22 protein-coding genes and 1 pseudogene are annotated in these 21,849 nt (G+C 63.2%); 8 read left to right on the plus strand and 15 right to left on the minus strand.

Annotation, left to right across the window (positions count from 1 at the left end; all coding sequences use genetic code 11):
- Positions 1–32 precede the first annotated feature (32 nt).
- Positions 33–185 carry a hypothetical protein gene (locus ACMGF8_RS28235; RefSeq protein WP_162884081.1) on the plus strand — a complete coding sequence of 51 codons (153 nt, stop codon included), beginning with the start codon at positions 33–35 and terminating at the stop codon, positions 183–185.
- On the opposite strand, the gene ACMGF8_RS28240 is transcribed toward ACMGF8_RS28235, so the two are convergent.
- From ACMGF8_RS28240 to ACMGF8_RS28280, 9 genes are all read right to left on the minus strand, one after another.
- On the minus strand, positions 164–856 hold the full coding sequence (locus ACMGF8_RS28240; protein WP_102860639.1) for a response regulator: 693 nt from the start codon (positions 854–856) through the stop codon (positions 164–166). The two genes, ACMGF8_RS28235 and ACMGF8_RS28240, sit on opposite strands and share 22 nt — an antisense overlap.
- On the minus strand, positions 853–3,546 hold the full coding sequence (locus ACMGF8_RS28245; RefSeq protein ID WP_102860638.1) for a sensor histidine kinase: 2,694 nt from the start codon (positions 3,544–3,546) through the stop codon (positions 853–855). The genes ACMGF8_RS28240 and ACMGF8_RS28245 overlap by 4 nt, the downstream gene beginning before the upstream one ends.
- A 60-nt stretch (positions 3,547–3,606) precedes the next feature.
- Complete coding sequence (kdpB, locus tag ACMGF8_RS28250; RefSeq protein ID WP_102860637.1) at positions 3,607–5,679, minus strand: potassium-transporting ATPase subunit KdpB; 2,073 nt, start codon at positions 5,677–5,679, stop codon at positions 3,607–3,609.
- 12 nt (positions 5,680–5,691) lie between these two features.
- Complete coding sequence (gene kdpC / locus ACMGF8_RS28255) at positions 5,692–6,375, minus strand: K(+)-transporting ATPase subunit C (RefSeq protein WP_250329519.1); 684 nt, start codon at positions 6,373–6,375, stop codon at positions 5,692–5,694.
- 9 nt (positions 6,376–6,384) lie between these two features.
- Positions 6,385–8,091: a potassium-transporting ATPase subunit KdpA gene (gene kdpA, locus ACMGF8_RS28260; RefSeq protein WP_102860635.1), complete on the minus strand. Its 1,707-nt coding sequence runs from the start codon at positions 8,089–8,091 to the stop codon at positions 6,385–6,387.
- 13 nt (positions 8,092–8,104) lie between these two features.
- A complete protein-coding gene (locus ACMGF8_RS28265; protein ID WP_162884082.1) occupies positions 8,105–8,275 on the minus strand; it encodes a hypothetical protein in 171 nt (56 codons plus the stop codon).
- Complete coding sequence (gene kdpF, locus ACMGF8_RS28270) at positions 8,259–8,357, minus strand: K(+)-transporting ATPase subunit F (RefSeq protein ID WP_016968152.1); 99 nt, start codon at positions 8,355–8,357, stop codon at positions 8,259–8,261. Before kdpF ends, ACMGF8_RS28265 begins: the two co-directional genes overlap by 17 nt.
- A gap of 254 nt (positions 8,358–8,611) precedes the next feature.
- Positions 8,612–9,100 (minus strand): GyrI-like domain-containing protein, encoded by a 489-nt coding sequence (locus tag ACMGF8_RS28275; protein ID WP_102860634.1) that lies wholly within the window; start codon positions 9,098–9,100, stop codon positions 8,612–8,614.
- Positions 9,101–9,169: 69 nt separating this feature from the next.
- The gene (locus ACMGF8_RS28280) at positions 9,170–9,832 is read right to left on the minus strand and encodes a LysE family translocator (protein ID WP_110594805.1); all 663 of its coding nucleotides are present in this window, start codon (positions 9,830–9,832) and stop codon (positions 9,170–9,172) included.
- Between the two features lie 279 nt (positions 9,833–10,111).
- On the opposite strand from ACMGF8_RS28280, the gene alaC reads away from it, so the two are divergent.
- Entirely contained in the window at positions 10,112–11,323 is a 1,212-nt protein-coding gene (gene alaC, locus ACMGF8_RS28285) for an alanine transaminase (RefSeq protein WP_047305701.1), read from the plus strand.
- A gap of 209 nt (positions 11,324–11,532) precedes the next feature.
- Here alaC and ACMGF8_RS28290 read toward each other — a convergent pair whose 3' ends face one another.
- Both ACMGF8_RS28290 and ACMGF8_RS28295 read right to left on the minus strand, forming a co-directional pair.
- Complete coding sequence (locus ACMGF8_RS28290) at positions 11,533–12,885, minus strand: GntP family permease (protein WP_047305702.1); 1,353 nt, start codon at positions 12,883–12,885, stop codon at positions 11,533–11,535.
- An 84-nt stretch (positions 12,886–12,969) separates the two neighbouring features.
- Positions 12,970–13,503: a gluconokinase gene (locus tag ACMGF8_RS28295; protein ID WP_102860632.1), complete on the minus strand. Its 534-nt coding sequence runs from the start codon at positions 13,501–13,503 to the stop codon at positions 12,970–12,972.
- Positions 13,504–13,718: 215 nt separating this feature from the next.
- Here ACMGF8_RS28295 and ACMGF8_RS28300 point away from each other — a divergent pair, with 215 nt between their 5' ends.
- The gene (locus ACMGF8_RS28300) at positions 13,719–14,750 is read left to right on the plus strand and encodes a LacI family DNA-binding transcriptional regulator (RefSeq protein WP_102860631.1); all 1,032 of its coding nucleotides are present in this window, start codon (positions 13,719–13,721) and stop codon (positions 14,748–14,750) included.
- 6 nt (positions 14,751–14,756) lie between these two features.
- Here ACMGF8_RS28300 and ACMGF8_RS28305 read toward each other — a convergent pair whose 3' ends face one another.
- Complete coding sequence (locus ACMGF8_RS28305; protein WP_250329520.1) at positions 14,757–15,377, minus strand: LysE family transporter; 621 nt, start codon at positions 15,375–15,377, stop codon at positions 14,757–14,759.
- A gap of 66 nt (positions 15,378–15,443) precedes the next feature.
- Here ACMGF8_RS28305 and ACMGF8_RS28310 point away from each other — a divergent pair, with 66 nt between their 5' ends.
- Entirely contained in the window at positions 15,444–16,373 is a 930-nt protein-coding gene (locus tag ACMGF8_RS28310) for a LysR family transcriptional regulator (protein WP_207166418.1), read from the plus strand.
- On the opposite strand, the gene ACMGF8_RS28315 is transcribed toward ACMGF8_RS28310, so the two are convergent.
- Positions 16,370–17,287, minus strand: a complete 918-nt coding sequence (locus ACMGF8_RS28315) for a LysR family transcriptional regulator (protein WP_416757982.1) — start codon at positions 17,285–17,287, stop codon at positions 16,370–16,372. The two genes, ACMGF8_RS28310 and ACMGF8_RS28315, sit on opposite strands and share 4 nt — an antisense overlap.
- A gap of 123 nt (positions 17,288–17,410) precedes the next feature.
- On the opposite strand from ACMGF8_RS28315, the gene ACMGF8_RS28320 reads away from it, so the two are divergent.
- The 4 genes from ACMGF8_RS28320 to ACMGF8_RS28335 all read left to right on the plus strand — a co-directional run bounded on the left by ACMGF8_RS28320 (position 17,411) and on the right by ACMGF8_RS28335 (position 20,040).
- Positions 17,411–17,842 (plus strand): PACE efflux transporter, encoded by a 432-nt coding sequence (locus ACMGF8_RS28320; RefSeq protein WP_102860627.1) that lies wholly within the window; start codon positions 17,411–17,413, stop codon positions 17,840–17,842.
- 100 nt (positions 17,843–17,942) lie between these two features.
- Positions 17,943–18,575, plus strand: a complete 633-nt coding sequence (locus ACMGF8_RS28325; protein WP_305948649.1) for a glutathione S-transferase family protein — start codon at positions 17,943–17,945, stop codon at positions 18,573–18,575.
- A gap of 32 nt (positions 18,576–18,607) precedes the next feature.
- The gene (locus ACMGF8_RS28330; RefSeq protein ID WP_102860625.1) at positions 18,608–19,351 is read left to right on the plus strand and encodes an NAD-dependent epimerase/dehydratase family protein; all 744 of its coding nucleotides are present in this window, start codon (positions 18,608–18,610) and stop codon (positions 19,349–19,351) included.
- A 182-nt stretch (positions 19,352–19,533) separates the two neighbouring features.
- Complete coding sequence (locus ACMGF8_RS28335; RefSeq protein ID WP_102860624.1) at positions 19,534–20,040, plus strand: hypothetical protein; 507 nt, start codon at positions 19,534–19,536, stop codon at positions 20,038–20,040.
- A gap of 63 nt (positions 20,041–20,103) precedes the next feature.
- On the opposite strand, the gene ACMGF8_RS28340 is transcribed toward ACMGF8_RS28335, so the two are convergent.
- On the minus strand, positions 20,104–20,595 hold the full coding sequence (locus ACMGF8_RS28340; RefSeq protein ID WP_416760394.1) for a methyl-accepting chemotaxis protein: 492 nt from the start codon (positions 20,593–20,595) through the stop codon (positions 20,104–20,106).
- Between the two features lie 48 nt (positions 20,596–20,643).
- Positions 20,644–21,420 (minus strand): annotated as a pseudogene (locus ACMGF8_RS28345) (PAS domain-containing protein); the annotation flags it as partial.
- Positions 21,421–21,849: the final 429 nt, after the last annotated feature.

Raw genomic sequence — 21,849 nt, forward strand, 5'->3', positions numbered from 1 at the left:
CCCTGCCGCGTCTTGCCCACAGGACTTTCCCCATGAGCAACATCCAGATCGGCCTTCTTGTGCTGTTCAGCATCACCGCCTTCGGCTGCATCACCTTGTACATCGATTTTGTACATGAGCGGCGTCGCGGCAAAAAAGCCCTGAGCGGCGCCACCAGGCAGGATCAGAGCCCCACCAGGCGATAACCCACCTGCAACTCGGTGATCAGGTGCTGGGGCTGAGCCGGATCAGCCTCCAGCTTCTGCCGCAGATGGGCCATGTGCACCCGCAAGTAATGGGCGCGGTCGACATAGTCCAGGCCCCAGACCTCCAGCAGCAGTTGGCGATGGGTCAGGACCCGGCTCTGGCCGCGGATCAGGGCGCAGAGCAGACGGTATTCGATGGGAGTCAGGTGCACCAACTGCCCTTCGCGGCGCACCTCATGGGTGGCCAGGTCGACCTCGATGGCACCGAAGGCCACCTTGCTGGTGGCCGCCACCGCGCCGCTCTGGCCGTGGCGCCGCAGTTGCGCACGAATGCGCGCCAGCAACTCCGGCACACCGAAGGGTTTGACCAGATAATCATCAGCGCCGGCATCCAGGGCGGCGACTTTCTCGTCTTCGCGGTCCCTGGCCGACAGCACCAGGATCGGCACCGCCAGCCAGCCGCGCAGCTCGCTGATCAATTGCTTGCCGTCGCCATCCGGCAGGCCCAGGTCGACGATCACCAGATCCGGCTGGCGGCTGGCGGCATGGATCAGGGCGCGCTTGACGCTGTCGGCCTCGAACACCTGGAAACCTTCGTCCTCCAGGGCAATGCCGACAAAACGCCGGATGTTGGCTTCGTCCTCGACAATCAGGATGCGTGGGTTGCTCATAGGGCTTCCATGGATGGCGGTTGTCCCGCCGGCAAGGTGATGACAAAACTCAGCCCGGCGTCGGCGTGAGGCTGGGCCTCGATACGCCCGCCATGGGCTTCGACAATCCGTTTGGCCAGGGCCAGCCCCAGGCCGATCCCGGCCACCGCGGACTCCTGCTGGCCACGGCTGAAGGCCTCGAACAGGCTGTCCGGGGAACTGCCCTTGGGACAGCCGGGGCCGGAGTCGCTGACCTGCAGGATGATCTGCTGGTCCACCTGGCGGGCCGTGATCTGCACCAGGGTGCCGGCAGGGGTGTACTTGGCGGCGTTGTCCAGCAGGTTCACCAGCACCCGTTCCAGCAGCAGCGCATCCACCTCCACCAGGGGCAGATGGGGCGCCATGGTCACCCGCAGTTCATGTCTGGCCAGGGGCTCGCGCAACTGGCGCAGGGCGCTGCCGACAATCTCCTCCAGGGAATTCCACTGACGCTTGAGGCGCACCCCGCGCTCCTGCATGCGCGCCATGTCCAACAGGTTCTCGATCAGGCGCTGCATCGACGTGGCTTGATCATGGATGCCATGCAACAGCTCGGGCAGCGGGCCACTGGGGGCATGGGGCAACGCGGCATCGGCAGCCCCGATGATGGTGGTCAGCGGAGTGCGCAAGTCATGGGAAATAGCGGCGAGCAAAGTGTTGCGCATGCGCTCGCCTTCCATCTGCACCACGGTGCTCTGCGCCACTTCGACGTAATGCACCCGCTCCAGGGCGATTGCCAGCTGGCTCATGCAGGCCTCCAGCAGGCGCTGCTCCTCGGGTTCGTTGAGGCGTTCGGCGTCCGTCAGCTCCAGCACCAGCACCCCACGCACGCGCATCGGTGCCTTGAGCGGCAGGTAGCAGCCCTTGGCCGCCGCCAGGGTGTCGGTGCCGCTGCCTGCCGGCTGGTCGTGGTCATAGGCCCACTGGGCAATGCTTTCATCGACCGCCAGGGTATTGGCATTCAAGGCTCGCACGCGATTGTCCGCATCCGGCAGCGCCAATCCGACCCGGGCCTCGAACACCCCGCTGAAGGTGCGCAGGGCCACGGCGCAGATCTGCTCCTCGGTCAGTGCCGCCGACAACTCCCGAGCCAGCCCGGCCAGGGAGGTGGCGCGGCGTTCGCCTTCGGCGGCGGTGCGGGCCTGGTGGCGCAGCCGCGCGGTGAGCTGGCCGGTGATCAGGGCAATGCCAAGCATCAAGGCGAAGGTGAAGAAATACTGGGTGTCGTTGACGGTGAACGACAACACCGGCTGAACGAAGAAGAAGTCGAAACACAGCACCGCCAGCATGGCCGCCCAGACACCCGGCCCCCGCCCGAAACGCAAAGCCACCAGAACCACAGTGAGCAGGAACAACATCACCACGTTGGCCGGGTCGAACACCTTCAGCAGCAGCGCTGCCACTGCTGTGGCGGCAAAACAGGCCAGGCTGGCCCACAGATAGGCCGGCGCTCGACTCGGCGACAATCCGGCCTCTGGCTTGTCCGCAGCGGCCGGGCGCCGGCTCAAGGGCCCGTTGGCGATCACGATCTGATCGATTTCCGGATGCTGGCGGCTGATGCGATCACTCACCGACTGATGCCAGAACTGCCAGACCTTGCGCGGGTAATGGCCCAGCACCAGGCGATTGGCATTGTGCTCACGGGCACAGGCCACCAGCGCCTCGGCCACGTCCAGGCCGGGCAGGGTCGCGGTCTCGGCACCGAACTCGGCGGCCAGGGCCAGGGTCTTCATCGCTGCTGCATAACGGCTGGCACCGTGGCCACGACGTTGCGCCGAGGCCACGTGCACGACGATCCAGTCGGCTTCGAGTTTCTGCGCCAGGCGCGCGGCCTCGCGCACCAGGCGTTCGTCCGCCGGGTCGCCGGCGATCCCCACCAGCAAGCGCTCCCGGGCCGGCCACAGGGCATTGATCGAGCGCTCGCGGCGATAGTCGCGCATTTGCGCATCGACCCGGTCGGCGGTACGGCGCAGGGTCAGCTCGCGCAGGGCCAACAGGTTGCCCTTGCGGAAAAAATTGCGTGAAGCGCGCTCGGCCTGGGGCCCCATGTAGACCTTGCCGTCCTTGAGTCGACGCAGCAGGTCGTCCGGTGGCAGGTCGATCACCAGCACTTCGTGGGCCTCATCAAACAGGTGATCAGGCACCGTCTCGCGCACGCGGATGCCGATGATGCCGCTGACGATGTCGTTGAGGCTTTCAAGGTGCTGGACGTTGAGGGTGGTCCAGACATCGATCCCGGCCCGCAGCAGTTCTTCCACATCCTGCCAGCGTTTGGGATGCCGGGAACCGGGGACGTTGCTGTGGGCCAACTCGTCCACCAGCAACACCGAGGGACGTCGCGCCAGGGCCGCGTCCAGGTCGAATTCGGGCAAGGCATAGTCGCGGTGCATCAGGCTGTGACGCTCCAGCACCTCCAGGCCTTGCAGCAGCTCGGCGGTTTCCCGCCGGCCGTGGGTTTCCACCACCCCGGCCACCACGTCGCGGCCCAGGGCCACTTCGTTGCGGGCGGCGGTGAGCATGGCGCAGGTCTTGCCGACCCCGGCGTTGGAACCGAAATAGATCCGCAGCTTGCCGCGCTGGGCGGCTTGTTCGTCCTGTTGCAGCTTTTCCAGCAGCGCATCGGGATCGGGGCGCCCGTCGCGGGGCGCAGGACTTGCATCAAGCACAGTCATGAGCTTCCTTAAATGAACAATGCGGCGCCCCCAGGGAGCGCCGCATTGCCTGTCCTTGCGTCAAACCAGGCCAAGCCCGGCCAGCAGCATGTCAATCAGCTTGATCCCGGCAAAGGGTACCAGCACCCCGCCCAGTCCGTAGATCAGCAGGTTGCGGTTAAGCAAGGCCGCCGCGCCGATGGACCGATACTTCACCCCCTTGAGCGCCAGGGGGATGAGGAACACGATGATCAGCGCGTTGAAGATCACCGCACTGAGAATCGCCGAGTTCGGGCTGGTCAATTGCATCACGTTCAACGCGCCCAACTGCGGGTAAGTGGCGACGAACGCGGCCGGTACGATAGCAAAATACTTGGCCACGTCGTTGGCCACGCTGAAGGTGGTCAGGGCGCCGCGGGTCATGAGCATCTGCTTGCCGACTTCCACCACTTCGATCAGCTTGGTCGGGTTGCTGTCCAGGTCGACCATGTTGCCGGCTTCCTTTGCCGCCTGGGTGCCGCTGTTCATCGCCACCGCAACGTCGGCCTGGGCCAGGGCCGGGGCGTCGTTGGTGCCGTCGCCGGTCATGGCCACCAGCTTGCCCTTGGCCTGGTAGTCGCGGATCAGTTGCAGCTTGTCCTCGGGGCGGGCCTCGGCGAGGAAGTCATCGACCCCGGCCTCCACGGCAATCGCCGCCGCGGTCAGGCGGTTGTCGCCGGTGATCATCACGGTCTTGATGCCCATGCGCCGCAGTTCGGCAAAGCGCTCCTTCATCCCGCCCTTGACCACGTCCTTGAGTTCCACCACGCCCAGGGCCTGGGCGCCGTCGCTGACCACCAGCGGCGTGCTGCCGCGCCGGGAGACTTCGTCGACCTTGGCCTGCAAGGCCGGCGGGAAGCTGCCACCCAGGGCTTCGATGTGCCGGCGAATGGCATCGGCCGCGCCCTTGCGGATGCTGCGCCCCTCCGGCAGGTCGACGCCGCTCATGCGGGTCTGCGCGCTGAACTGCACGAAGCTGGCGCCCAGGGCCTCGATATCGCGGCCACGGATGTCGAACTTCTGCTTGGCCAGCACCACGATGCTGCGGCCTTCCGGGGTTTCGTCCGCCAGGGAAGCCAGTTGCGCGGCGTCCGCCAGTTCGCTGTCCTTGATTCCCGGGGCCGGCAGGAAGGCGCTGGCCTGACGGTTGCCCAGGGTGATGGTGCCGGTCTTGTCCAGCAGCAGCACGTCGACGTCACCAGCGGCTTCCACAGCGCGCCCGGAAGTGGCGATGACATTGGCCGACATCATCCGGCTCATGCCCGCCACGCCGATGGCCGAGAGCAGGCCGCCGATGGTGGTGGGGATCAGGCACACCAGCAACGCCACCATCACCGTGGCGCTGATCACGCTGCCGGTGCCGCTCATGGCCACGGCGAAGATCGAGTACGGGCTCAGGGTCACGATCACCAGCAGGAACAGCAGGGTCAGCCCCACCAGGAGAATGGTCAGGGCCACCTCGTTGGGGGTTTTCTGGCGCTTGGCCGATTCCACCATGGAGATCATGCGGTCCAGGAACGACTCGCCGGGGTTGACGCTGATGCGCACCACCAGCCAGTCGGACAGCACCTTGGTGCCGCCGGTGACCGAGGAAAAGTCGCCCCCGGCCTCGCGGATCACCGGCGCCGATTCACCGGTAATGGCGCTCTCGTCCACCGTGGCCACGCCTTCGATGACCTCGCCATCCAGCGGCACCAGGTCGCCGGCTTCGATCAGCACCACCATGTCCTTGCGCAGCTCGCTGGCGGCCATCGGCAGCCAGGCGGCGCCATGCCTGGGCTGCTGCAACAGCTTGGCCAGGGTCTGGCGCTTCATGCCCTTGAGGCTCGCAGCCTGGGCCCGGCTGCGGCCCTCGGCCAGGGCCTCGGCGAAGTTGGCGAACAGCACGGTGAACCACAGCCACAGGGTGATGCTGAGGATGAAGCCGCTGGAGGCCTCGCCTTCACCGCCCAGGGACTGGAACCACAGCAGAGTGGTGAGAATGCTGCCCAGATAGACCACGAACATCACCGGGTTCTTCCACTGCGCCTGTGGCAGCAGCTTCTTCACCGCATCCAGGCACGCCGTGAACAGCAGCCCACGGTCGAACAACGCTATACGAGGGTTATTACTCATGATCGGTATCTCTTACTCACTGACCGCAAGGGGCGAGGCATGCACGGGTGCCAGGGCATCCAGCGCGAGATTGAGTTGCAGCACATTGACCCGGGGCTCGCCCAGCAGGCCGAAGGTGCGGCTTTCGCTGTGGTCCTGCAGTAGCGCCTGCAGCTCGGCCAGCGGCAGGTTGCGCAAGCGGGCCACCCGGTTCAGTTGCAGTTGGGCGTTGGCCAGGGAGATGTGCGGGTCCAGGCCGGAAGCCGAAGCGGTCACCGCGTCCACCGGTACCGGCATGTCCGCCGCCAGGCCGTTGAGCTGGCGATAGGCGCTGACCCGCGCCGCCACGCTGTCCATCAGTTTCTGGTTGGTGGGGCCCAGGTTGCTGGCACCACTGGCCCCGGCGTTGTAGGGCTGGGGCACGCTCTTGCTCGGGTCCAGCGGATCGCTGCCCAGGGTCATGCTCGGGCGGCCCTGGAAATACTCCGGGCGACTGAAGGACTGACCGATCAGTGCCGAGCCCACCACCACCCCGTCACGCTGCACCAGGCTGCCCTGGGCCTGAAACGGGAACAGCAGGTTGGCCAGCACGGTGGCCGCCAACGGATAGGCCAGCCCGGTCAGCAGCATGAAGAACACCGCCGCCACCAGCACCGGGCGCAACAGGCCCTTGAACAGCACCGCAGTGGTGCCTTGGGTTTGCATTTGCGTCGTCATCACAACCCCTTACTTGTAAGTCTGGCCGGCCAGCAACTGCAGTTGCTCCACCAGCGGGCCGAGCGCGAGGGCCGGCAGGAAAGTCAGGCCACCAACCACCAGCACCACGAACACCACCAGGAACATGAACAGCGGCGTGGCAGTGGGAATGGTGCCGGCACCGGCCGGGATGTTCTTTTTCGCCGCCAGCGAACCGGCCACGGCCAGCATCGGCAGCATGGTGAAGAAACGTCCCATGAGCATCGCCAGACCGATGGTGGTGTTGAAGAACGGCGTGTTGGCATTGAGCCCGGCAAACGCCGAACCGTTGTTGGCGGTACCCGAGGCGTAGGCGTAGAGCACTTCGCTGAAACCATGGGGGCCAAGGTTGTTGAGGCTGTTCAAGGTGTCCGGCCACAACGCTGCCAGGGCGGTGAAACCGAGGATGCAGATCGGGTGCGCGAGCACCGAGAGCATCACCAGCTTGATCTCCCGGGCCTCGATCTTCTTGCCGAGGAATTCCGGGCTGCGGCCGATCATCATGCCCACCAGGAACACCGTCAGCAGGGCGTACTGGATCAGGTTGATAAAGCCCACGCCGTCACCGCCAAACACGCAGTTGAGCATCATCTGCGCCAGGGGCACGAAACCGCCCATGGGGGTCAGCGAGTCATGCATGGCGTTCACCGAACCGGTGGTGGCGCCCGTGGTGGTGGTGACGAACAGCGCGGTGTCGGCGATGCCGAAGCGCAGTTCCTTGCCTTCCATGTTGCCGCCACTCTGGGTTGCCGACAGTTGCTGGTCGGCACCGACCTGGGTCAGCAGCGGATTACCGCCCTGCTCCGCGGTGAAGACAATGGCCAGGAAGCCGACGAACATCACCAGGAAGGTGCCGAAGAACACCCAGCCCTGACGCCGCCGCAGCAGCATGCTGCCGAAGGTGTAGGTCAGCGCCGAAGGGATCAGCAACATGCTGAGGATGTGCAGCACGTTGGTCAGCGGAGTCGGGTTCTCGAACGGGTGGGCGGCGTTCATGCTGAAGAAGCCGCCACCGTTGGTGCCGATGTGCTTGATCGACTCGAAGCTGGCCACGGCGCCGACGATCAGCTGCTGCTGGGCGCCTTCCAAGGTGGTGGCCAGGGCCTGGGAGTCGAGGGTCTGGGGCATGCCCTGCCAGACATAGACCAGGGCCATGACCAGGCACAAAGGCAGCATCACCCGGTACAGGGTGCGGGTGAAGTCGACCCAGTAGTTGCCGATATCGGCGGAGCTGGAGCGGCTCAGGCCACGAATGAAACCGGCCGCTGCCACCACACCGGCGGTGGAGCCGACGAACATCAGGAAGGTGATCACCGCCATCTGGCTGAAGTTCGACAGGCTGCTTTCACCTGAGTACGCCTGCCAGTTGGTGTTGGTGATAAAGGACGCGGCGGTGTTGAACGCCAGGTCCGGGGTCTGCGCCGCCAACCCCAGGGGGTTGAGGGGCATGACGGTTTGCAGGCGCAGCACCAGGTAGCCCAGGAGCATCATCGCTGCGTTGGACAGCAACAGCGCCGAGCCATAGCGCGCCCAGCCCATGGTTTCGCCGGGGTCGATCCCCAGCAGGCGGTAGGTGGCCCGCTCGGGCAAGGCGTGGCCGCGGCCGCTGAAGACCCGGGCCAGCCATTTGCCCATGAGTACGGCGAGCCCGGTCATTACCCCGAGGATCACCGCGTATTCCAGCACAGTACTCAACATGTCGATGCTCCGTTCAAATCTTGCCCATGGCGACGATGACCAGGGCCGTCAGTACAAAGAACCCCAGGGACAGGCCCACGAAGATCAGGTCGTACATGGCTGGTTTCCTTTCTCGAGAATGCCCGGACGGGCGAATGAAAATGCCGGGGTAGCGTTGGGTGCGGTCATCAGAATTTCTCGGCACGGATCAGCGCGTAACCCAGGTAGACAAACAGCAGCACGGCGCAAAAACCGCTGGCGCCGTAGATGAATTCCAGTGTCAGCAAGGCTTTTCCCCTTAATCCATTGAGGCGGCGCCGCAACCGCAGACAGCGGCCCGGGGCGCAACCGGTCAGGCACCCGGCAACGGGCACCGGCAGGGAGTCGGGAACGAGCCGTCCGCCGCTCTCCTCTGCGCCACGCAGGTTAGGTGAGGGCGTATCAAGGTCGGACACTGATTGCGGGGGGCGGTATTAAGACGGCGTATAGATTGCGGCCAAGGCCGGGGGAATCGGGGGCCGGCCAGCGCCCCCCGAGGGGATCATTCACTTTTCAGCGGTAGCCAGACCTCCACCACGCCGCTGCCGGTATCGGGGTTGAAGTCGGCGCTGTAGCGCTCGAATTCCGGGGCATCGGCTGCCTCGCGACCGGACTGGGGCAGCCAGGTCTTCCAGATGTAGTTGAAGGTCTGTGGCAGTTCCTGCAAGGAGCCACCGTGCTCGAACACCGCATAGTTCTGCGGCTGCACCTCGATCCAGCGATAGCGCTCGGGCAAATCGTCGAGCTTGCTGATCTCGACCCCGGCCAGGTATTCGAAACCGCCCTGGCCATCGGGGTTGCAACAGATGCCGTAGGTCACCTCATCCACTTGCCCCGGCACCTTGCCGATGTGGGGGATGAAGCGCTGCCAGAGCTGCCCGATGTCCTGGCTGGCGCCAGGGGTAAACCGCTCGCTGAAGCCGGCGATCAGCAGAAAACGCTCTCTTTCGAAGCGCGGTTCTGGACCTGCGCCCTGTTTTTGCTCATCCATGAATGCCACTCCTGCCGCAGAAAAGATGGGTACGGCAGCAAGTATAGAAGCCAATCGCCAGGGCCAGGATCAGAGCGCCGGAAGGTCGACCACCCCAGCGCCGACGATGAACTCCTGATAACCGGATAGGATCACGTAAACCGCGAAATAGCAGAAGATCGCCGCAGATGCCAGGTAGGAGTAGCGCAACAGCTTGTCGCCCAGCAACTTGCCGCCCTGGGTCGCGGCCAGGCACAGGCCCATGGTCCAGACCAGCCCGGCGCAAAAGAAGCCGGCCAGGAACAACCCGGAGTCGGCAATCGTGCCGCCACCGGATCGGGCAATCAGGGTGCCCCCCACGGCGGCAAACCAGAGGATCGCGCTGGGGGAAGACATGGCCAGGAAGATCCCGCGCAGGAACTCCTTGCGCGGCGAACCGCGGTCCGCCTCCCCCGCCGTGGCCAGCAGCGCACTGTGATGAATGGCGGCGTAGATCATCTTCGCCGCGAAATACACCAGCAGCGCCGAACCGCCGATCCACAGCACCCAACGCACAGTTTCGTACTGCAACAGTACGGTCATCCCGGCCAGGGCCAACAGCGCGTAGATCAGGTCACCCACGCAAGTTCCGAGGCCCAGGCAGAAGCCCTGGAAATAGCCGCGCTGCATGGCCAGGGTGATCATCGCGATATTGGCCACGCCGATGTCCAGGCACAGCGAAAGACTCAGCAAAAAGCCGCTGGTAAACTCCATCATTCATCCCGTTTGACGCTGTTGTTCGAAGAGCTGCCGAGCGGCATCAGATCCGCCCGAACGGATCAGGCACAGGCCGGGCGCCGTCCTTGCAGGCAAAAAGCGTGCACGTTATAGCGGCAAACCCGCCAGCCGGGCAAACCGCCGGCAGCGCAAAAATAATTTTCCGCTGCTCTGGACAAGCCGGCGCCAGCGCCTTTATCGTCTGCCCCCGCAGGCCACCGCAGTGGCCAACGTCGCTCGGACGGTTCCGGGCGCTTACGTCTTTTCGAGGCAACAATGGCCGAACAAGGTTCGCCGCGCCGCTTTGCGCGCATCGATCGTCTCCCCCCTTACGTTTTCAATATCACTGCCGAGCTGAAGATGGCTGCGCGTCGGCGCGGCGAAGACATCATCGACTTGAGCATGGGCAACCCCGACGGCGCGACTCCGCCGCACATCGTCGAAAAACTGGTGACCGTTGCCCAGCGTGAGGACACCCACGGCTACTCCACCTCCAAAGGCATTCCACGGCTGCGCCGGGCGATTTCCCGCTGGTACAAGGATCGCTACGAGGTCGATATCGACCCGGAAAGCGAAGCCATCGTCACCATCGGTTCCAAGGAAGGCCTGGCGCACCTGATGCTGGCCACTCTGGACCAGGGCGACACGGTGCTGGTGCCCAACCCCAGCTACCCGATCCACATCTACGGCGCGGTGATCGCCGGCGCCCAGGTGCGCTCGGTGCCACTGGTGCCCGGCGTGGACTTCTTTGCCGAGCTGGAGCGGGCCATTCGCGGTTCGATCCCCAAGCCGAAAATGATGATCCTGGGCTTCCCCTCCAACCCCACCGCGCAGTGCGTGGAGCTGGATTTCTTCGAGCGGGTGATCGCCCTGGCCAAGCAGTACGACGTGCTGGTGATCCACGACCTGGCCTACGCCGACATCGTCTACGACGGCTGGAAAGCCCCGTCGATCATGCAGGTGCCCGGGGCCAAGGACATCGCGGTGGAGTTCTTCACCCTGTCCAAGAGCTACAACATGGCCGGCTGGCGCATCGGCTTCATGGTCGGCAACCCGGAGCTGGTCAACGCCCTGGCGCGGATCAAGAGCTACCACGACTACGGCACCTTCACCCCGCTGCAGGTAGCAGCAATCGCGGCACTTGAAGGCGACCAACAGTGCGTCAAGGACATTGCCGAGCAATACCGGCAACGGCGCAATGTGCTGGTCAAGGGCCTGCATGAGCTGGGCTGGATGGTGGAGAACCCCAAGGCCTCGATGTACGTCTGGGCCAAGATTCCCGAGGCCTACGCGCACCTGGGCTCCCTGGAGTTCGCCAAGAAGCTGCTGGCCGAGGCCAAGGTCTGCGTGTCGCCCGGGGTGGGTTTCGGTGAATACGGCGACGATCACGTGCGCTTCGCCCTGATCGAGAACCAGGACCGGATTCGCCAGGCGGTGCGCGGCATTCGCGGGATGTTCCGCGCCGATGGCCTGGTGCAGAAAAGCTGAGACTCCTTCAGCCACAAAAAAACCGCAGCGATGCGGTTTTTTTGTGCCTGTACTGTAGCCGCTGCCGCAGGCTGCGAACGAGTGCGTAGCACTCGCGGCGATTCAGATGCCTATCAAGGGCTGACGTTAGATCACCGGGCAAGGCCCTTCGGGCCTTTGCCCTGCCTCGCCCCAGGCTCGACAGCAGCTACAGGGGTCAGCCCCGCCGTTTAAACCACCAACGACAACAACAGGATGAAGATCAGGCCCACCACCGAGAGGATGGTTTCCATCGCCGTCCAGGTCTTGAAGGTCTCGGCCACAGTCATGTTGAAGTACTGCTTGACCAGCCAGAAGCCCGCGTCGTTGACGTGAGACAGGATCAAGGAGCCGGCACCGGTGGCCAGCACCAGCAGTTCGCGGTTGACCCCGGGGATCATCCCCACCACCGGCACCACGATGCCCGCGCCGGTGATGGTGGCCACGGTGGCCGAACCGGTGGCGATACGAATCACCGCCGCCACCAGCCAGGCCAGGAGGATCGGCGAGATCTGCGCATTGACCGCCATGTGGCCGATCACATCACCCACGCCGCTGGTCACCAGCATCTGCTTGAAACCACCGCCGGCACCAATGATCAGGATGATCGCCGCGGTAGGCGCCAGGCTGGCGTCGAGCAAACCGAGGATCTGCTTGGAGCCGATGCCCTGCTTGTAGCCAAAGGTGTAGAGCGACAGCAGCAGGGCCAGGAGCAAGGCACTGATCGGGTGGCCGATCATGTCCATCCAGATGCGGAAGAAGTGCCCATCCGGCAACGCCACGTCGGCGAAGGTCTTGAGCAGCATCAGGAACACCGGCAGCAGCACAGTCAGCAAAGTCACGCTGAAGCTGGGCAGGTTCTGCGAGGTGTTTTCACGGGCCAGCTGGTCCACCAGCTCCTGGGACGGGTGACCCGGGATGTATTTGGCGATGAAGGTGCCGTAGATCGGACCGGCAATGATGGCCGTCGGCAGAGCAACGATCAGGCCGTAGAGAATGGTCTTGCCAATGTCGGCACCAAACACCCCGATGGCCAGCAGCGGCCCCGGATGCGGCGGCACCAGGCCGTGCACCGCCGACAGGCCAGCCAGCAGTGGAATGCCGATCTTGATCAGCGACACCCCGGTGCGTCGGGCGACGATGAACACCAGCGGGATCAGCAGCACGAAGCCGATCTCGAAGAACAGCGGGATGCCCACCAGGAACGCGGCGAACATCATCGCCCACTGCACCCGTTCCTTGCCGAACGAACGGATCAGCGTCTGGGCAATCTGATCGGCGCCGCCGGACTCGGCCATCATTTTTCCGAGCATGGTGCCCAGGGCCAGGATGATGCCGACAAAACCGAGCACGCCACCAAAACCGTCCTGGAACGCCTTGATGATCTTGTCTACCGGCATGCCCGAGGTCAGGCCGAGGAACCCCGCGGCAATGGTCAGAGCAATAAAGGGATGCAGCTTGAATCGGGTGATCAAGACGATCAGGCCGATGATAGTGACCACTGCATCAACCAGCAGATAGGTCTCTTGGGACATGCCAAACATGGGATTGCCTCCGGTTTGTTGTTTTTATTTAAGCGTTAAAAACAAGGGCCGAGTGGGATAGCGCTACCTATTTCGAGCCAGCACTTAATGTGAAGGTTCAAGGCCATGCTCCAGCCACCATTGGTTGGCCAGTTCGGCCAGGCGCTGGACGCTCAGGGTGCTGGCATCCAGGGCCAGGGTGAGCGGCTCCCCCACGGGGGATTCGAGGGTGGCGAACTGACTGTCGATCAGGGTCGAAGGCATGAAATGCCCTGGCCGGTGTGCCACGCGATCGGCGGCCACTGCCGGTGTCAGTTCGAGGAAGATAAAGCCCAGGCCGGGGGTCGCTGCGCGCAGGCGTTCACGGTATTTGCGCTTCAAGGCCGAGCAGGTCAGTACCGGACGCTGACCGGCGGCCAGGGTCCGACGCAATTCATCGCAGAGGCTGTCGAGCCAGCCGGCACGGTCGTCGTCGTCGAGGGGAATGCCGGCGCTCATCTTGGCGATATTGGCGGCAGGGTGGAACGTATCGCCTTCAATGGCCGTGGCGCCGCTGCGTTGGCACAGCGCCTGGCTGACGCTGGATTTGCCACAGCCGGCAACACCCATGATGACCAGGGCGGTAATAGATTGACTCATGTAACACCTCAGCGCGCAGACAGCGCTACCTTCGCTAGTTCTAGTTCTAGTACAAAAACAGTGTCTGCCGACGCCTTCTTGTCATTTTTGTGGGTTGCCGCGTATATAGTCCGCCAAACCAAAGAGCGAGGGTCAGGCACACCTCGCTCACGCATTGCAGCTGTTTCAGGACAGCGCTACCTTAGTGACTTGAATTTTGTTTGGCAAGCCGTCTGATGACCCCTCATAAAAACGATAAAAGCTCCCGTACCACGGGGCGCCCTACCCTCAACGAAGTGGCGCGACTGGCCGGTGTCAGTCCGATCACCGCCTCTCGGGCCCTGCGCGGCGTCAGCAGCGTGGCCACCGAGCTGGTGGAAAAGGTGCAGAAGGCCGCGCAGGAGCTGAACTACGTGGTCAACTCCGCCGCCCGTGCCCTGGCCTCGGCCCAGAGCCAGTCGGTGGTGGTGCTGGTGCCGTCGCTGTCCAACCTGCTGTTCATCGAAACCCTGGAAGCCATTCATCAGGTCCTGCGGCCCAAGGGCTTCGAAGTGCTGATCGGCAACTACCACTACTCCCGGGACGAAGAAGAGAACCTGCTGCGCAACTACATGACCTACCAGCCCCGGGGTCTGTTGCTGACCGGTTTTGACCGTACCGAAAGCGCCCGGCGGATGATCGAGGCCAACAACATCCCCTGCGTCTACATGATGGACCTGGACCCCGGCGCCGGGCTCAACTGCGTGGGTTTCTCCCAGTTGAACGCGGGCGAGACCGCCGCCCGGCACCTGATTTCCCGTGGGCGCAAGCACCTGGCCTACGTCGGTGCACAACTGGATCAACGCACTCTGCTGCGGGGCGAAGGTTTCCGTCGTGCCCTGCAAGAGGCCGGGCTGTACAACCCCGATCTGGAACTGCTGACCCCACGCCCATCCTCCGTGGGCCTGGGCGGCGAACTGTTCCTGCAACTGATGCAGAGCCAGCCGCAAGTGGACGCCATCTTCTTCGGCAACGACGACCTGGCCCAGGGCGCACTGCTGGAAGCCATGCGCTGCGGGATCAAGGTTCCGGAGCAAGTGGCGGTGCTGGGGTTCAACGACCTGCCCTCCTCGGAACACATGGTGCCGCGCCTGAGCAGTATCAGCACCCCAAGGGAAGCCATCGGCCGCCGTGCAGCCGAGCAGATGCTGACCCTGCTGGCCGGCAACAGCGTGGCCGAGCCCGTGGTGGACATGGGCTTCGAGCTGCGGGTGCGGGAAAGCACCTGAGGTGTTTCAGGGCTGCAGGCTCAGCACGCTGAGCAGCAGCCCGAACCCCACCAGCACCACACCAAATACCTGATCGATACGGCGCTTGTACCCCTGCAGTCGACTGGCAATCGCCGGAGCCGAGAAAAACAGCGCCACCGCCACGAACCACAACACGTGAGCCAGGACAATGATCCCCCCGTAGCCGATCTGCACCGGCAATGCCGTGCCCGGCCGGATCACCTGCATAAACAGGCTGAGAACGAAAATCATCGTCTTGGGGTTCAGCGCATTGGTCAGAAAGCCGCTGCGCAGAGCCGCCCATGACGAAGTCTCGACATTCGCCGCCGCCTCCTCGTGCGGCCCCTGGTCCGAACCGCGCAACAGCTTGATCCCCAGATAGATCAGATAAAGCGCCCCGGCAATCTTCAGCCCGGTGAACCACAGCAGCGACTGCTGCAACAGCACCCCCACCCCCAGCAGGCTGTAGCCGATATGCAGCATGACCCCGAGCCCGATACCCAGGGCAGTGCACACACCGTGGCGGCGAGAGAGCATCAGGCTATTGCGCGTTACCAAGGCAAAATCGGCTCCGGGGCTGAGTACAGCAAGAATGGTAATGGTGATTACGACTAACAGTTCAGTCACGTTACATACGCCTTGGATATAGAATCAGGCGCTACTGTATGGGGATCGGCACGGGGACAGCCAACGATGAAAACTGACACTCTCAGTGATAAAAACTCACAGACATTACGCCGACGCCTGCCGCCCCTCGGCGCCTTGCGCTGCTTCGAAGCAGCGGCACGCCTGGAAAGCTTCACCCAGGCCGGCGCCGCCCTGCACCTGACCCACGGCGCCATCAGCCGCGCCGTGCGCGCCCTGGAAGAGGACCTGGGCACGGCGCTGTTCGAACGCCGCAGCCACCGGGTATTTCTGACGCCGGCCGGAGCCGAACTGCTGCACAGCGTGACCCAGGCCCTGGACCTGATCGAGAACACCGCCAGCCGCCTGCGGGCACCGGACCCCGAGGCGCCGCTGGTGCTGTCCTGTGAACCGACCCTGCTGATGCGCTGGCTGATTCCACGCCTGCCGGCGTTCCAGGCCGCTCACCCGGAAATATCGATCCAGTTGCTGGCCGGCGGCGGGCCTTTCTCGTTCAACGCCGGCATCGACCTGGCGATCCGCCGCAACGATTTCGCCTGGAACGATGAAACTCAGGCCCACTGGCTGTTCGACGAAGCCATTGGCCCCGTGTGCCGGCCGGACAAACAGGCTGACTGGACCCCTTCGCCAGACGGCCAGCCGACCCTGGCGGAACACGCCCCGCGCTTGCACAGTGCTACCCGGCCGCAAGCCTGGGAGCACTGGCTGCAACAGCAGCAGCTGCCCGCCTCCCTGGCTCTACAGGAGCAAGTCTTCGAGCATTTCTACTTCAGCCTGCAAGCGGCGGTGGCGGGACTCGGGCTGGCCATCGCCCCCCGGCAACTGGTGCGCGATGATCTGGCTGGAGGATTGCTTTGCGCCCCTTTCGGCTTCGTCGCCGACGGCAGCGCCTATTACCTGTTGTCCGCCCAGGCGATCAGCGACGCTTCGGCGGCCGGTCATTTGCTGCGCTGGTTGCGTGAACAGGCCCTGGGCTAAACCCCGGGGGCGGGCGGCGGCCCCAGCGCCGGGTCTTCGCCACTGAGCAACTGCACCAGGGCCAGGGCGCCCTTCTGCAGCGGCCGGTTCTTCAGCCACACCGCATGCACCGGCAACGACAAGCCGTTGTCGAGGTTCTTGAACTTCAGCCTCTGCAGGCGCCCTGCCACCAGCAGCGGCTGGATCACCGACAAGGGGAAATTGCCCCAGCCGATGCCGGCTTCCACCATGTGCAGGGCCATGGCCAGGCTGTCGGTGCGCCACAACGACTCGCCCACCAAGGGCCGCGTATCGCTGATGGGCAAGTCGCGGCTGGCCACCACGACCTGGCGGAACCGGATCAGCTCCTCCAGGTACAACGAGCCATCGCTGGCCACAAACACCGGATGTCGCGGCGAGATACAGGCAATCACCCGCTCACTGCCGATGTACTGGAAATACTCCAGGGCATTCACGCTCAAGCCGGCAAAGGCCACGCCCACACTCACTCGCCCACTGTGCAGCAGTTGCAGCACATCATCTTGGGGGGCACTGAGCACCTCCACCTCCAGCAGCGGATAGCGCTCGGCAATCAGCTTGATGGCGGCCAGCACTCGCTGCTTGTCGATGTCGTCCACCACGGCGATCGACAGCTTGCTCTCCAGGCCCAGGGACAGCTCGATGGCGTGCACCTGCAACTGCTTGAGCTGGTCGGCGATCAACCGCGCATGGGGCGCCAGGGACAGGGCCAGGGGCGTCGGCACCGGCTCGCGATGGCGGCGATCGAACAGGGCGTAACCCAGTTCAGCCTCAAGGTTGGCAATGCCCATGCTGACCGCCGAGGGCACCTTGCCCAGGAAGCGGGCCGCCGCAGAAAAGGAACCGCGCTCGAGCACGGCGAGAAACAACTGGATGCTGTCACTGGAGAAATTCATGGAGGGCAACCTATCAATAAAACTGAAAGCTTCCGACTTTTTCTGTCACCACTATTGAAGCTACCTTTCGCGCCCTGCGCCAGTCCAGCTCTGGCCATTGCCATTCAATACCGAGGAATTTCCATGCAAGGCGTGAAACGCAAACTGGTCTACGTATCCCTGTTCGAGGTGTTCGGCATGACGTTCTCGGCCCTCGGCCTGGCCCTGCTGTCCGGCACGTCCCCCAGCAGCACCGGGCCGCTGGCCGTGGTCATCACCAGCATCGCGGTGACCTGGAACTTCATCTACACCACGCTGTTCGAGCGCTGGGAAAGCCGTCAGCCCTCGCGCACCCGCACCGTCAAGCGGCGCATCGCCCATGCCGTGGGCTTCCAGTTGACCCTGATCGTGTTCCTGATCCCGCTCATCGCCTGGTGGATGAACATCAGCCTGGTGCAGGCCTTCCTCCTGGACCTGGCGCTGATCCTGTTCATCCCCTGCTACACCTTCGCCTTCAACTGGCTGTTCGACCGGGTCTTCGGTCTGCCGGCTTCGGCCCTGCCCGATCCGGCCTGAAGCTGGGCAAAACACCCCTGGAGGCAATTTGGCCGTCGCCGAGAACCTGGCTCGCTGATAGATTCCCATCGCCAACCTGTGCCACGAACAAGGAAACGTCATGGGAACCCCCTGCAGAATTCTCGGTAAAGCCTCGTCCATCAACGTCAGGAAAGTCTTGTGGACCTGTGAAGAGCTGGACCTTTCCTACCAGCAGGAAGATTGGGGCAGCGGCTTCCAGTCGACCCACAGTCCCGAATTTCTCGCCCTCAACCCCAACGCCCAGGTCCCGGTGCTGATCGATGATGCCGGTGCCCTGTGGGAGTCCAACAGCATCTGCCGCTACCTGGCCAACCTGCACCCCGGCAGCGGCCTGCTGCCCATCGCCCCGCGAGCCCGGGCCCTGGTGGAACAGTGGATGGACTGGCAGGCCACCGAACTCAATCCGGCCTGGAGCTACGCCTTCATGGGCCTGGTGCGCCAGCATCCGGATTGCCAGGACAGCCAGCGCATCGGCGCCAGCCTGCTGGCCTGGAACGGCAAGATGGCGATCCTTGAACGGCAGCTTGAGAGCACCGGGAACTATGTGCTCGGTGAAGACTTCAGCCTGGCGGATATCGTCCTTGGCCTCTCGGTCAATCGCTGGAAGATGACCCCGATGGAACACCCGGACTTCCCCGCCGTGGCCGCCTACTACGAACGCCTCAGCCTGCGTCCGGGCTTTGTGCTGCATGGACGTAACGGCACGCCCTAGCCTGCCCCTTCTCAGCCCACCGGAGATTCGACATGGATGGACTCAACGTACTACTGACCGGCGCCTGCGGCAGGATCGGCAAAGTGTTTTTCCAGGGCTCCCAGGAGCGCCATCGCTTCACCCTCACCGACCGCGTCGAACCGGACTTCGACATCCCGGCGCCCCACCGTTTCGTGCGCCTGGACCTTGATGACCCGCAAGCCATCAGCCGCCTGCTGCCGGGGATCGACGTCATCGTGCACCTGGCCGGCATCCCCCACGCCACTGCCGGCTTCGACGAACTGCTGCCCAACAACATCCTCGCCACCACCTACCTGTTCGAGGCCGCAGTGAACGCCGGTTGCCGGCGCCTGGTGTTCGCCAGCAGCGCCCAGACCATCGAAGGCTACCCGGTGGACCGGCAGATCACCCCGGGCATGCCGGTGATGCCAGCCAACCTGTACGGTGTGAGCAAATGCTATGGCGAAGCCCTGTGTGCCTTTTATGCAGCCCGGCGCGGGCTGTCCTGCATCGCCCTGCGCATCGGGGCATTCGAGGACCCGCAACACCACGAACTGACCACCACCCGCGACCTGAGCGCCTGGCTCAGCCCTCGGGACGCTGTGCAACTGCTGCAGCGAGCGGTCGAAACCCCTGGGGTGCAGTTCCTGATCGGCCATGGCATATCCAACAACCGCTTCAAGCGCCTGGATCTCAGCGAAACCACCAAGGTCCTGGGGTACGAGCCTGTGGACGATGCCTTCCAGGAGCATTTCGGCATTCCCATCACTTACTGAGACGCTGATCGCCGCCCCTCGGCAAACAGGCGGGCGGCAATTGCCAGGAAGCGGCAAGACTTGTCCGCTTACTGGCCACCCGCCGAGAACAATTGCCCTAACCTATTGATATTCAATGACTAAAGTATCGGCATGGAACTTGCTGGAACTTCAGCCTAGTTCTCTCACACAGGTTCCCGATCATGTTGGTCAACGCCCAGAAATCCGTTTCGGTGCAGCCCACCTCGCGCACCGATATGGACCCGACCACCGCTGCCGCCAGCGCGCTGTACAGCGGCATGCTGCAGCAGGCCCAGAACTCCGTGACCGTGCCGACGTCCCAGTCCAGCCTGCAAGGCAATACCGTGGACGACAACGTCAATGCAGCGTTCGCCAAGACCCGTGTACTGCTCCAGGCCACGCCGCCCGCCACCAGCACGCCACAGGCCACCAGCGCCACGGAAACCGGTGCCCTGAGCGAGTTCAAGGACTACATGAGCAAGACGCCCGAACAGCGCCTGCGCGACAGCATCCTCAAGGATATGGGGCTGACCGAAGAAGACCTGAGGAACCTGCCACCTGAACGGCAACTGACGATCAACCAGGAAATCGCCCAGCGCCTGCAAGACAAGATGCAGTTGGCCAAGGAAGAGAAAGAGGCCAAGAACAGCGCCAAGCCGATCGACGAGAAGTTCCTCGCTGCGTTGTAACAGCGCCAACAAAAAGGGTTCCCTGCACGGGAACCCTTTTTTGTATCCGAAGGAAAACCGCGGCTACAGCTGCAAGGTCGAGTTGAACTGGCTGATGGCATCCACCACATGCCTTGAGCCCTGCTGAATCTCCAGGATCACCTCCCCCGCCTCATTGGCCAGCTCGACCCCCAGTCCGGTACGACTCAGGCTCGACTGCATGCTGGTGACCGCGCTCATGGACAGGTCGTGGTTCTTGCGCACCACCTCGACGATCTCCACCGTCGCCTGGCTGGTGCGTGCCGCCAGGCTGCGTACCTCGTCCGCCACCACCGCGAACCCCCGTCCATGCTCGCCGGCCCGGGCCGCCTCGATGGCCGCATTGAGCGCCAGCAGGTTGGTCTGGTCGGCAATCCCGCGAATGGTCTGGACTATGCTGCCGATGATCTCCGATTGTTTGCTGACCGCATCAATGCTGCGGGCGGCTTCGTTCAGGTCGTGGGAAATCTGCTGAATGATCTCCACCGTCTGTTGCACCACCTCCGAGCCTTTCTGGGCGCAGGCATCATTCTGCACCGAGGTACTGTGGGCCGATTCGGCGGCAGATTGCAGGGTGGTTACTTGCTGGGTGATATCGCTGGCGAACTTGACCACCTTGTACAAGCGCCCCTTGGTGTCGAACAGCGGGTTGTAGGAAGCCTCGAGGAACACGGTCTGGCCGTACTTGTTTTCCCGCTCGAAACGGTGGGAATGGTATTCACCACGGTTCAACGAGGCCCAGAACTGCTTGTACTCGGCAGACTCGGCTTCAGAGCGATGACAGAACATGCTGTGGTGCTGACCGAGTATTTCATTCAGGGAGTACTGCATGGTCTTGAGGAAGTTGTCGTTGGCGGCAACTATCTTGCCATCGGGGGTGAATTCGATGATTGCCATGGAGCGGCCAATGGCGTTCAACAGACTCTGGTTTTCATGTTCCAGATGGATGCGCTCGGAGATGTCCGAAGCCACCTTGATCACACTCTTGACCTGACGCTCGGCATCGAACACCGGCATGTAGCTGGCTTCGAGCCAGATCTCCTGGCCGCGCTTGTTCAGCCGCAGGAAGGTGCCGCTGACAGGTTCACCCCGGGCCAGATCACGCCACAACTTGGCGTACTCCTCACTGCGGTAGAACGCTTCCTCGCAGAAGATCCGGTGATGCTTGCCGCGTATCTCTTCCGCGGAATAGCCCATTGCCTTGCAAAAGTTTTCGTTGGCGTCGAGCACGATGCCATCGGGAGAGAACTCGATCATCGCCATGGAATGGCTGATCGCCGCCAACTTGGCATTGGCCTCGGTCAACGCACAATTAAAGCGCTCGATCTCCAGAAGGTCTGCCTTGTGATGTAGGTTAAACATAGTTGTATCACCTTCAACGCTGTCTTTTGATTGACGGAAGTTTCTAGTCTTTCAACTGATCCACCACAACGTTCCATTAACAGGGCAAGCGCCTCTCTCCATATGAGAAAGGAAGTGTCAGGTGACAAATGATGTTTAATCGGAGAGTCCATGTTGCAACGCTCTTATCAAGCCATCCTTTTCTTGAGGACCCGCTGTCGGGTCGGACCTAACAAAGAAAAGAAATTCCATCTAATTAATTACTCCTGATCCTGCGGTGCCTCTAAATGCGCACTCTCGTCTTTATTCATGAAGTCAATTTCGTGCCCGGATGAACATTCCACAAACAGCCGTTATAAGGCTGAAACATCACGAGACAGTGGTTCAAAAAGCGACCGATACGCTTTTTCACAATTAAGCATAGACAGACGCCGACTCTATGCAAGGTCA

This window comes from Pseudomonas sp. BNK-7 (genome assembly GCF_048072025.1).
GTDB lineage: Bacteria > Pseudomonadota > Gammaproteobacteria > Pseudomonadales > Pseudomonadaceae > Aquipseudomonas > Aquipseudomonas danubii.